This is a genomic window from Neisseria sp. SLRRB23 (genome assembly GCF_050896295.1).
Taxonomy (GTDB): Bacteria; Pseudomonadota; Gammaproteobacteria; order Burkholderiales; family Neisseriaceae; genus Neisseria.
Genome location: NZ_JBPBFH010000047.1, coordinates 1 through 12259 on the forward strand (window position 1 = coordinate 1; position 12259 = coordinate 12259).

9 protein-coding genes and 1 other RNA gene are annotated in these 12259 nt (G+C 52.7%); 7 read left to right on the forward strand and 3 right to left on the reverse strand.

What is annotated here, in order from left to right:
• Positions 1-2222, reverse strand: a 2222-nt coding sequence (locus ACRPFF_RS10285) for a DUF3683 domain-containing protein (RefSeq protein WP_432674601.1), incomplete at its 3' end; no start/stop codon positions are given.
• 260 nt (positions 2223-2482) lie between these two features.
• Between ACRPFF_RS10285 and ffs the strand changes: the two genes are divergently transcribed.
• The 7 genes from ffs (at position 2483) to ACRPFF_RS10320 (ending at position 8139) form a co-directional block, all read left to right on the forward strand.
• Positions 2483-2579: signal recognition particle sRNA small type (ffs, locus tag ACRPFF_RS10290), an RNA gene on the forward strand.
• A 220-nt stretch (positions 2580-2799) separates the two neighbouring features.
• On the forward strand, positions 2800-3219 hold the full coding sequence (locus ACRPFF_RS10295; protein WP_118811619.1) for a hypothetical protein: 420 nt from the start codon (positions 2800-2802) through the stop codon (positions 3217-3219).
• Between the two features lie 96 nt (positions 3220-3315).
• Positions 3316-5007: a D-lactate dehydrogenase gene (gene dld / locus ACRPFF_RS10300; RefSeq protein WP_432674599.1), complete on the forward strand. Its 1692-nt coding sequence runs from the start codon at positions 3316-3318 to the stop codon at positions 5005-5007.
• 188 nt (positions 5008-5195) lie between these two features.
• On the forward strand, positions 5196-5567 hold the full coding sequence (locus tag ACRPFF_RS10305; RefSeq protein WP_002213703.1) for a DUF2628 domain-containing protein: 372 nt from the start codon (positions 5196-5198) through the stop codon (positions 5565-5567).
• 154 nt (positions 5568-5721) lie between these two features.
• Positions 5722-6270, forward strand: a complete 549-nt coding sequence (locus tag ACRPFF_RS10310; RefSeq protein WP_411713072.1) for a carboxymuconolactone decarboxylase family protein — start codon at positions 5722-5724, stop codon at positions 6268-6270.
• 136 nt (positions 6271-6406) lie between these two features.
• On the forward strand, positions 6407-7498 hold the full coding sequence (locus ACRPFF_RS10315; RefSeq protein ID WP_411713073.1) for an acyl-CoA dehydrogenase family protein: 1092 nt from the start codon (positions 6407-6409) through the stop codon (positions 7496-7498).
• A 470-nt stretch (positions 7499-7968) separates the two neighbouring features.
• On the forward strand, positions 7969-8139 hold the full coding sequence (locus ACRPFF_RS10320) for a rubredoxin (protein ID WP_003688501.1): 171 nt from the start codon (positions 7969-7971) through the stop codon (positions 8137-8139).
• 113 nt (positions 8140-8252) lie between these two features.
• Here ACRPFF_RS10320 and ACRPFF_RS10325 read toward each other — a convergent pair whose 3' ends face one another.
• Together ACRPFF_RS10325 and ACRPFF_RS10330 are read right to left on the reverse strand one after the other, a co-directional pair.
• Complete coding sequence (locus ACRPFF_RS10325; RefSeq protein ID WP_411713074.1) at positions 8253-10283, reverse strand: TonB-dependent receptor; 2031 nt, start codon at positions 10281-10283, stop codon at positions 8253-8255.
• Between the two features lie 525 nt (positions 10284-10808).
• Positions 10809-12259, reverse strand: a 1451-nt coding sequence (locus ACRPFF_RS10330) for a DNA gyrase C-terminal beta-propeller domain-containing protein (RefSeq protein ID WP_432674600.1), incomplete at its 5' end; no start/stop codon positions are given.

Sequence of the window (12259 nt, forward strand, 5' to 3'; positions counted from 1 at the left end):
CCGATGCCGTGTTCGCCGGAAATTACGCCGCCGAGCGAACGGGCGATTTTCATGATGCGTTCGACCGAACGATAGGCCGTCTGAAGCATTTCGGCATCGTCCGAATTGACCGGAATATTGGTGTGGACGTTGCCGTCGCCAGCGTGCATATGCAGGGCGACAAAGACGCGGCTGCGTACGGTTTTGGCGTGGATTTTGCCCAAGCCTTGGATAATTTTGGTGTCGGTTTTGCCGCTGAAGATTTCAGAAAGCGGCTTCATTACGTCTGCTTTGACAGACACGCGCAGACGGAAATCGCGGAAGGCAATAAAGCAGCTTTCATTGTCTTTGGCTTCGGGTGCGGCGTGGACGGCTGCGCCGTAGCGGGCTTTGTAGTCGGCAAGCGGCGTATCGAGATTGGCGAGCAACCATTCCCAACGCGCTTTGACGGCGGAAACGTGGGCTAGGGCGTGTTTGCCGCGTTCGCCCAAAAGCTCGGCGGTCGGCAAGTCTGTTCCCATTTTGTCGATGGGGAGTTTGCCCGAAAGATATTGCTCCAAGGCGGCACAGAGTTTGAGTTTGTTTTGGATGGAAAGCTCAATGTTGATGCGTTCGATGCCGTCTGAATACTCACCGAGTCTTTCAAGCGGGATTACCACGTCTTCGTTGATTTTAAAGGCGTTGGTATGTTTGGCGATGGCGGCGGTGCGGCTGCGGTCGAGCCAGAAGGTTTTGCGCGCTTCGGGCGACACGGCGATAAAGCCTTCGCCGTCGCGGGCGCGGGCGAGTTCGCAGATGTGTTCGGCGGCTGCCTGTACGGCGGCTTCATCGTCGGAAACCACGTCTGCCAGCAAAACCATTTTCGGTCGTCCCTTGCCCGCCGCTTTGGTGGCGTAGCCGACGGCGCGGACATAACGCCAGTCCAAATGTTCCAAACCCGCCAGCCGCACGCTTTCATGGGCAAGCAAAAAGTCGCGGATTTCGACAATAGATGGCGTGGCGGTGGCGACCGTACCGAAAAACTCCATACACACGGTGCGCGTGTATTTCGGCATTTTATGCAACACGAAGGCAACGCTGGTGATGATGCCGTCTGTACCTTCTTTTTGCACGCCGGGCAGGCCGCTCAAGAATTTGTCGGTAACGTCTTTGCCCAAACCGACTTTGCGGAATTTGTGGCCGGGGATTTCCAAGCGTTCGGTTTTAACGATATTGATGCCGTCTGAATCCAGCGTGTGAACGTCGAACACGGCGGTTTCTTCGTCGTGGATTTTGCCGAAATTGTGGTGCACGCGCTCGATACGCAGCCATTCGCCTTGAGGGTTAACCATGTTCCAGTAGGCGAGGTTGTCCAACGCCGTCCCCCACAGCACGGCTTTTTTGCCGCCCGCGTTCATCGCCACATTACCGCCCACGCATGACGCGTCGGCAGAAGTCGGATCGACGGCGAACACCAAACCCGCCTGATGCGCGGTTTCTTCCACCCGCCGCGTGACCACGCCCGCCCCGCAATGAATAATCGGATGTTTGCCGTCCAAACCCACCAGCTCGACAAATTCGACGCCGCGATGTTTGTCGAGTTTTTCGGTATTGATGACTGCGCTGTTTGCGTCCAAAGGTACTGCGCCGCCGGTATAACCCGTACCGCCGCCGCGCGGGATAATGACCAAATCCAGCTCGATTAAGGCGCGCACCAAAGGCGCGATTTCCGCCTCTGTGTCGGGATTGACGACGACAAAAGGATATTCGACGCGCCAGTCGGTCGCATCGGTAACGTGCGTTACCCGCGCCAATCCGTCAAACATGATATTGTGCGGCTTGGTGATTTTGCTTAAGCGTTCCAAAATCTGATGGCGTTTTTGGCTGGTTTCATCAAAACTGCTATCAAAACGCTCGACTGCTTTTTCTGCTGCGGCAACCAAGACATCCACTTGCCGATTATCGTCGCGGCGTTTGCGGATTTCATTTAAGCGGTGGCGCATTTCGCGTACCAACGCGGCGCGGCGTTTCGGATGCTCCAGCAAATCATCGACCAGATACGGATTGCGCACGACCACCCAAATATCGCCCAACACTTCAAACAACATCCGTGCCGAACGTCCTGTTTTGCGTTGACCGCGCAAATCTTGCAGAATCTGCCACGCCCCGTCGCCCAACAGGCGGATGACGATTTCGCGGTCGGTATAAGAAGTATAGTTGTAGGGAATTTCCCGAATACGCTGCGGGGCGGTAGTCGTGGTCATGGTGTGTCCGTGTTTGGCAGTTTTTATTTGAATGCCGTCTGAAAAGTCGGTTTCAGGCGGGTTTGAAAAGGCGATAATGTAGTTCAATTTTTGATATTTTTCAATGCCGAAACAGGAAATACCCTTATAGAAACAAAATGACGCTTTGAGAAATTGTTGACAATATTATCGGATATAAGTTTTAGACAGTGTTTCCGGCGTATGACCGTATCAAAACGGTTGAGTTTTTCATAAAACCCGTTATAATGCCGTTTCTCTGAGGCGGGTCTCCCCGCATGGCAAATCGGAACACCGGGTCAGGGGCGGAAGCCAGCAGCCCACTCCGATGCGCCAGTGCCGGGGGTTTGGCCCGCCGCCCTATTTGAAACGCCGGAGCTTCGATGTTCCGGCGTTCCCGTATCGCACCGATGCCGTCTGAAAGCCGTTCAGACGGCATTTTCTTTACTTTGCCATAACGCATCATTACAATGTATCCATACAGGCCAATGAAGAACCGGCTTCATAAAAATGAAGTATGGTTCAATTTCAAGTTTATGACGAACAGGGCAGTTTGATTAAAGACTAAAGGAGTAGGCAAATGAAAAAACTTCTAATGATAACCCTTACCGGTATGCTTGCAGCTTGTGCAACAGGTGTCAATGTCGGTCGGTTGATGGTTGAAATGCCGCAGGGAGAACGCTCTGTCGTTGTGCAGGTTCCCGCGACAAATAACCCACTTTCCGATGCAATGGTTGTCGGAATGATTAAAACATCCGGATCGCCTTCGGCATCAAATATGATTGAAATGCTCGGCGCGGACAATATCAACGTCGGCGTGGCGGGAAGCAGCCAAATGCTTAATAAGGCGACCGCACTTTATTCCTTAAACCATGCAAAGAAAGTCGGAAATAATGTCAGTGTCTATATGATGGGCGATAGCGAAAGCGACAAGGCCGATTTGGAAAACGCGGCAAATGCCAAAAATATCAAATTGCATTATTTCTTTAACCAAAAATAATTTGCAGCGTGCAACTTGCCGCACCAAAATATCCAAATTGAACATACGGCGGCGTACCGGGATTTGCGCCGCCGCTTATCCCGATAGGAGAGTACCGTGAACGCCTCGCAATTAATCAGCAGCCTGACCCAAACCGTAGGCGAAAAATACATTATCACCGACCCCGCGAAAACCGAACAATACCGCCAAGGCTACCGCTTCGGCGAGGGTAAGGCATTGGCGGTGGTTCGCCCCGGAACCATTCTGGAAATGTGGAAAATTCTGCAGGCGTGCGTCGAAGCGGACGTGATTGTGATTACGCAGGCGGCGAATACCGGTTTGACGGGCGGTTCGACCCCCGACGGCAACGATTACGACCGCGACATCGTGATTGTGAACACCATGCGGATGAACATCATCCAAACCATCAACAACAACGAACAAGTCGTCTGTCTGCCCGGCTCTACCCTGAACCAGCTTGAATTGTTGCTGAAACCTTTGGGGCGCGAACCGCATTCGGTCATCGGCTCATCCTGTATCGGTGCGTCCGTTTTAGGCGGCGTGTGCAACAACTCCGGCGGCGCATTGGTGCAGCGCGGCCCGGCCTACACAGAAATGGCGCTGTTTGCCCAAATCAACGAAGAGGGCAAGCTGGAGCTGGTCAACCATTTGGGCATAGATTTGGGCGACACGCCTGAAGAAATCCTGACCAACCTGCAAGGTCATCATTATCAGAAAAAAGACATCAAACAAGATGCGGGCAAAGGACACGACCACGCCTATTGCGAACACGTCCGCCAAGTGGACGAACCGACCGCCGCGCGTTTCAACGCCGACCCCGCGCGCCATTACGAAGCGTCCGGTTGCGCGGGCAAACTGATGGTTTTTGCCGTCCGTTTGGACACCTTCCCGCAAGAAAAACAAACCGCCGTGTTCTACATCGGCACCAACGACATCAACGAACTGACCGACATCCGCCGCGCCGCCTTGGGCGAATTTGAAAGCCTGCCTGTTTCCGGCGAATACATCCACCGCCACGCTTTCGACATTGCCGACGTGTACGGCAAAGACACGTTTTACGTCATCAAAAAATTCGGTACGCACCAACTGCCGAAATTATTTGATTTCAAAGCCAAAGTTGACCGATTCGGCAAAAAAGTCAGCTTCCTGCCCAAACATTTTTCTGACAAGGCAATGCAGTTCGTCAGCAAATTCCTGCCCGACCACCTGCCCAAATCCATGCGCGATTACCGCGACAAATACGAACACCACCTGATTCTGAAAATGGGCGGGAAAGGCGTGGATGAAGCGCGCGCGTTCTTAAAAGAATATTTTGCACACCACGGCGGCGCGTTTTTCGAGTGCAACGCCGAAGAAACCCAAGCCGCGATGCTGCACCGTTTCGCCGTCGCCTCCGCCGCCATCCGCTACCGCGCCGTGCATGATGACGAAGTGGAAGATTTGGTCGCGCTCGACATCGCCCTGCGCCGCGACGACCGCGATTGGTTTGAAAAACTGCCGCCGGAAATTGACAATAAAATCATCCATAAATTGTATTACGGGCATTTTATGTGCCACGTTTTCCATCAGGATTACATCATCAAAAAAGGCAACGACTGCATGGCGTTGGAACACGAAATGCTGCATCTCTTAGACCAACGCGGCGCGCAATATCCCGCCGAACACAACGTCGGCCATTTGTATGAAGCCAAGCCCGCGCTCAAACAGTTTTACCGCAAACTCGACCCGACCAACAGCTTCAACCCGGGTATCGGCAAAACCAGCAAAAAGAAAAACTGGGCGGAATAAGCGCGTTCGCTTTGAAGGCAGGCAATGCCGTCTGAAGGCAAAACACCGTTCAGACGGCATTGTCAGGTTTGAAGTTCCCCGTTGGGCAATCGCTTTTAAGCCGTATGCCGGCACAGGCGCGCGCGCCTCCCAAATAAAGTCTGAACCTACCGCCCAAAGGGCAGGGTTTCAACCGAAAAGGAAACACGATGAAACCATACAAAATCTACACTCATCCCGCCCTGCCGCCCCAAGCCGTCAAACAAGGCTGGTCGTGGCCGGGACTTTTGTTCGGCACGCTGTGGGCGTGTTTCAAAAGAATGTGGGGTTTGGGGCTGGGGCTGACGGGCGCGATATTCGTGCTGGCAGTGTTTGCCCAACTGGTTTACGGCGACACGCCCGCCACAGACTCGGCGTTTAACGTATTGGGCTTGGCAGTTTCCGTCTGGTTCGGCGCAAAGGGCAACAGCCTTTATGCGCGTCACCTTTTATCGCGCGGCTATACCGAATTGCCCGAAACGGTTGAGGCAGCCAACCCCCAAGCCGCATTGGCGCAATATTTCGGGCGCGGGGGCAGGTAGGCGTGTTTCCCCGCGATGCCGTCTGAAAGGCTTCAGACGGCATTTCTTATAACTTTTCGTTTGCAGCACATAACCAATCAGTCTTTCCCATTTCATTCCGAAATGCGTACCATGCGTCCATCCCTTCAATAATATTTCAAACAAGGAAAGAAACATGGCACGTTTAACCGTACACACCCTAGAAACCGCCCCCGAAGCCGCCAAAGCGCGCGTCGAGGCGGTACTTCAAAACAACGGCTTTATCCCCAACCTTATCGGCGTATTGGCAAACGCCCCCGAAGCCTTGGCGTTTTACCAAGAAGTCGGCAAGCTCAATGCCGCCAACAGCCTGACCGCCGGCGAAGTCGAAGTCATCCAGATCATCGCCGCCCGCACCAACCAATGCGGCTTCTGCGTGGCAGGACACACCAAACTCGCAACCCTGAAAAAACTCCTTTCCGAACAATCCGTCAAAGCCGCCCGCGCGCTCGATGCCGGTGCGTTTGACGATGCCAAACTCGGCGCGCTCGCCGCCTTTACCCAAGCCGTAATGGCGAAAAAAGGCGCGGTATCCGACGACGAACTCAACGCCTTCCTCGAAGCGGGCTACAACCGGCAGCAGGCGGTCGAAGTTGTGATGGGCGTAGCTTTGGCAACCCTGTGCAACTACGTCAACAACCTTGCCCAAACCGAAATCAACCCCGAATTGCAGGCATACGCCTAAGCAAACAAAAACCGCCCGAATATCGGGCGGTTTTTCAAAAACACCCCCTCAAACAAAAACAAGCCGCCTAAGCGGCAGGGAAGCAGCCGCGCATCAGGCGCGCCCCCGATTCCCCCGCAAACCTTAAGGAACAAAGATGAACGCCCAAACCCTGATTGCCAACGTTGCCGAACTCGTCAAAACCAAGCTCAAACCCATAGTGGACGACATCGACCGCAAAGGATACTACCCCGAAGCATTTATGCGCGAACTCGGCGTAATCGGCGGATTCGGCGCAGTCGGTACAGAAGCCGAAGGCGGCAACGGCTTGGGTTTGGCAACGCAAATCGCCGTCTTGCGCGAAATCGGCAAAGAATGCGGCGCAACCTCCTTCAGCGCGTGGTGTCAGGCGGCTTGCGCGTGGTATCTGCACCAAACGCCCAACCGGGCCGTCAAAGACAAATACCTCGCCGACATCCTGCAAGGCAAAGTATTGGCGGGCACCGGAATGTCCAATACCGTCAAACACCTTGCCGGCATCGAAAAACACAACCTCCAAGCCGAACGCGTGGAGGGCGGCTACACAGTCAACGGCGCGCTGCCGTGGGTGTCCAACATCGGCGAAGACCACATTTGGGCGAATACCGCCCAAATCGGCGACGGTTACGTTATGTTTATCACCGGAGGGCAAAGGGAAGGCGTAAGCCTGCAAAACTGCCCCGAGTTTTGCGCCCTCGAAGGCACGCGCACCTTCAGCCTGAACTTCAAAGACGTATTTATCCCCGACGAAGACATCATCGCCGCGCCCGAACAGTTTGCCGACTACATCCAAAGCATTAAAGCAGGCTTTATCCTCCTGCAAATCGGCATCGGCGCGGGCGTGATAGACGGCAGCCTCGGCATCATCCGCCTCGCCAACGTCGTCAACGCCGAAGTCAACAGCTACCTCGACGACGGCTACGACAGCCTCAAAGCAAGGTTGGACGGCGCGTGGGCAGAAACCGAAAGGCTTGCCGGTTTGGCATGGAACAACACGCCGGACACATTAGCGACCCTCAAGCTGCGCGAAGCCGCCGCCGTACTGGCACTTGCCGCCGCCCAATCCGCCGCCCTGCATTCCGGCGCNAAAGGCTACCTGATGCGCAGTCCCGCCCAAAGGCGCGTCCGCGAAGCAATGTTTGTCGCCATCGTAACCCCCGCAATCAAACACCTCCGCAAAGAGATAGCAGCAATCGAAGCCGCAAAATAAACAGGCGGAAAAAACCGAAACCCTCACCGCGTCATTCCCGCGAAAGCGGGAATCCAGCCCCCAACGCAACAGGAATCCATCGGAAAAAACAGAAACCCTCAAACCGTCATTCCCGCAAAAGCGGGAATCCAGCCCCCTAACGCAACAGGAATCCATCGAAAAAACCGAAACCTCCAAACCGTCATTCCCACGGAAGTGGGAATCCAGTAATCGAAAAACCACAGGAATCTATCAAAAAAAAACAACCCCAAAAAAAAACCGGGCGGATACCGCACCATCCTCCCAAACCCTGATTTATAGCGGATGAACAAAAATCAGGACAAGGCGACGAAGCCGCAGACAGTACAAATAGTACGGAGCCGATTCACTTGGTGCTTGAGCACCTTAGAGAATCGTTCTCTTTGAGCTAAGGCGAGGCAACGCCGTACCGGTTTTTGTTAACCCACTATACAAAAAACAAGGAAACACAAATGGCGCAATATATGTGCGGCCCCTGCGGCTGGATTTACGATGAAGAACTCGGCGACCCCGAACACGGCATCGCCCCCGGAACAAAGTTTGAAGACATCCCCGACGATTGGAAATGCCCCGAATGCGGGGTTGGTAAGGAAGATTTTTACCTGCTCGATTTTGTAATATAGTCCAGTCTTTTCCCGTTAAGTTTACGTACCCGATATGAAAAAACCTTGCTTTTATCTGTAACGAAAATGCCGTCTGAAAAGGTTTTCAGACGGCATTGCTTTAAAACGGTAGGTCAGAAACGGTAGTTCAGGCCGAAGACAAACTCTCTGCCACGTTCGTAGAACGGTACGCGAGCCACACCGTCGGGGAAGCGCTGGCTGTGTGAACGGTATTTTTTGTTTCCGATGTTGTTGACGGCAAAGTTGACGTTCATATTGTCTTTGCCCAAAGGCTGCCAGTTCGCGTAGAGATCGTGTACGCCGTAGCCGCTTTTAACGGATTTAACCGTACCTTTTTTCCGTGCTGCATCGGTAAAGCTTGTGCTTTGGGCATAACGTCCGCGCCAGCCGATTTCCAATTTAGGCTGTTCAAACCGGTAGGACAGGCCGGTCAGCCATTGACGACCGGTATTCCAGAAGGTAAACGAGCTTTCGTGGTCTTCTGCCAGTATCGGGCTTTCGCCGTAGTACATTTCGCCTTTCAAACGCGGTTTGACGTAGGATACCCCTAAACGTGCGGTCAGACCGCCGTTTCGATAGGATGCATCGATTTCGTAGCCGTTGGTAGTCAGTTTGCCACCGTTGAAGATACGTCCGCGCTCGTTAATGACGGCCTTTTTGTTGTCAATTTTTGCCCATTGGTAAACCACCAAGTCTTTAATGTTTTGATGGAATACGCTTCCGCTCAGGTTAAAGCCGTTTTGCCGCCATTTGAAGCCGACTTCGGCGCGGCGGGCGGTTTCTGCTTTCAAATCTTTATCAACATCGACCGCATTGCCCGCGCGTTCGTTGGCAAGCAGAGCTTCATTCAGGCGGGGGGAACGACTTGCCTGATTCAAGTTGCCCAAGAGGGAGAAGTTGTCGTTGACATCCCAAATGATACCCACACTCGGATTAAGTTGACCGTCGGCAGCGTTTTGACCGTTGGCTGCGGTGTATTTGAAATGATCGTAACGCAAACCGGTAGTCAGGGTTACGGGATGCAGATTCCAAATGCCTTCGGTATAGATGCCATAATCGGTTTTTTTCTCGTCATTGACATCGTTGAGTTTTAGGATTTTCAGCCAAGGGCTTTTGTCTGAAGATTTGGCACTTTCATGACGGTAATTGAAACCGTATTTGACGAGATGACCGTCGCCCAAGGTGCTGGCAAGGTTAAGATTGGCACCTTTTGCTTTGATTTTGCTCAATTCGAGTTCGTTGCTTTTTTGTGTGCCGTCCGGCGCGCCTTTAGGCGGTTTGTAGTCGTCGGTATGGATTTGGAAGAGGTTGGCATCGATTTTGTCTAAGAATCCGACGTGGCGGCCTTTATATTCCAAATTATATGACTGTTCTTTTTGGGCAGTACCCGCAAAGCCTTTATAGTTGGAAACGTTTTGGAATTCGGCTTTGTCCGTGCGGTTGCCTTTTTGATATTCTTGGCGGTAGCTCAGGCGGATGCCGTGGTCTTCGTTGAAGTCATAACCCAGTTTGCCCAAATAGCTGTGTTGTTCCAGTTTGCTGCCCTGATTGATTTTGCCCGCACCGTCTTTGTAGTCGCGGTTGTTCAGGAAGTTGCCGGCAAACAGGGCATCAAAACCGTTTTGGTAGGCGTAAACGGCTATGTTGCCGCTGCCACCTTTATTGGAGCTGACTGTTGAACCCAATTTGAAGCCGAAGGGTTTGCCGTCAACCAGCAAATCTTTGGCATCGACAGTGGTAACGCGAATCGTACCGCCGACCGCGCCGATGCCTGAACTTGCCGCACCGGTACCTTTTTCTACGTTAATGCTTTTAATTAATGCCGGATCGAGTTGGAAGCGGCTTTGGTGGTGGAAAATTTTAGTGGATTGGCCGGTTCCGTCCACATCCAAGTTGATTTTGTCTTCGCCCACGCCGCGAATGCTGTAGAACTGTGCTACGCCGTTGCCGCCGCCGACATCCATACCAATCTGGTCTTTCATGACCTGTTTCAAATCGGTTGCAGTTTCACGGTCGAGTTGGTTGCGGTGGGTACGGGTACTGACGGCGGTACCGCTGACTTTAACTTCCGACAGTTCGGCCGTATGGTTGTGACCGAAATTTCCGTCTGCATGGGAAAATCCGGCAGATAGGGCAAGTGCCATCAGGCTGTATCGAAAAATGCGGGGGGGGGGGGAGAGTGAAGCTCATCTTTATTCCTTGTAAAGGTTAAAAAAGAAAAAGTGCCGCTATCTTAAATAAAGATAATAATAATTATCAAGGATAATATCATTATCTCTTCGAGATTTATTGGATTTGTATATTTTGTTGATATTTTCCAATCTATTATGTATTTATCGATGTGTGTCGTTTCTGCAACACCAGGTATTCCGGATATTCGTCTTTATACTGATATGGCTGTATCGGGCGGAAAACCATTTTGGTCGGGCGGCGTTTGAATAATCGGTTGATTTTATCCATTCGTAAGGGGCAAAACGATTCCCTTTATTCGGGCAGAAAGCTATTCAGTCGAATAGAAAAGTTTTTTAAATCATCAGACGGCATCAATGCCGTATTGGAACACCGGCCTTTGGCCTGCCCGGTATTTCTCTATTGAAAACAACGGGTAAATAAATACCGCCCGGTTTCTGTTTGTCCGGACGGTATGCGGCAAGATCGGGTCCTGATTATCAGTTTGTTCCGGGGGAGGTGCCGGCTTCTGTTTCGGGCATGTCGGTTTCCGTTTCGTCTTCGGCAACACGCTCCAGCGATACTAAGGTTTCGCCTTCGTCCAAGTTAATCAGTTTCACGCCTGCTGCGGCGCGGCCGGTTTCGCGGATTTGTTCGACTTTGGTGCGGATAAGCACGCCGCCGCTGGTAATCAGCATCAAATCGTCGGTTTCGCTAACCAAAGTTGCGGCGACCAAATCGCCGTTGCGTTCGCCGGTATTGATGGCGATATTGCCTTGTCCGCCTTTATTTTTACGGCTGTAATCGGCAATCGGGGTGCGTTTTCCGTATCCGTTGGCGGTGGCGGTTAAAACTTGCAAACCGCTTTCTTCGGTTTCAGGAGCGAAGGTAATCAGGCTGACGATTTTGCCGTCGGCGGGAAGGCGCATACCGCGCAAACCGCCGCTGCCGCGACCGGACGGACGCACGCCGTTTTTGCCGCTTGGCAGGGTGTTTTCGTTGTCGGCGGTTTCGTCTTCGATGCCGTCTGAAACCTCGGTTTCGATGTCGGCATCTTCCGCTTCGTCGTTGCCGGATTTTTCCCAGTATTCGTTGAAGCGGATGGCTTTGCCCAAGTTGGAGAACAGCATGATGTCGTCCGCACCGCCGGTTTGCGCGGCGCCGACGAGGTAGTCGCCTTCTTTGAGTGCGATGGCTTTAATGCCTTGGGCGCGGACGTTTTTAAAGGCGGAAAGTTGGACTTTTTTCACCATTCCCTGCGCGGTGGCGAAGAAGACGTATTGGTCTTCGGGGAATTCGCGCACGGCAAGGATGGCGCTGACTTTTTCGCCTTCTTCCAACTGGATGACGTTGTTAATCGGACGGCCACGGCTGTTGCGTCCGCCTTCGGGCAGTTTGTAAACCTTAATCCAGTGGCACTTGCCGAGGTTGGTGAAACACATCAAATAATCATGCGTGTTGGCAACAAACAGGGTTTCGATAAAGTCTTCGTCTTTGGTGGCAGCCGCCTGTTTGCCGCGCCCGCCGCGACGCTGAGCCTGATAGTCGGTGGTCGGCTGGGTCTTGATATAGCCGCCGTGGGTCAGGGTCACGACCATTTCGCGTTGCGGAATCAGGTCTTCATCGGCAATGTCGCCGCCGAACGGGTTGATTTCGCTGCGTCTTTCATCACCATAGTTGGTTTTGATTTCTTCCAGTTCGTAACGGATGATTTGGGTAATGCGTTCGGGTTTGGAGAGGATGTCCACAAAGTCGATGATTTTACCCATCAGGTTTTTGTAGCTTTCGACAATTTCTTCCTGATCGAGGCCTGTCAGGTTTCGCAGGCTCATGCGTAAAATAGCATCTGCCTGAATCTCGCTCAGGTAATAACCTTGCTCTTTCAAGCCGATGTTTGCAGCCAATCCTTCCGGACGCATCATTTCCAAATCCAGACCGGAACGCGTCAGCA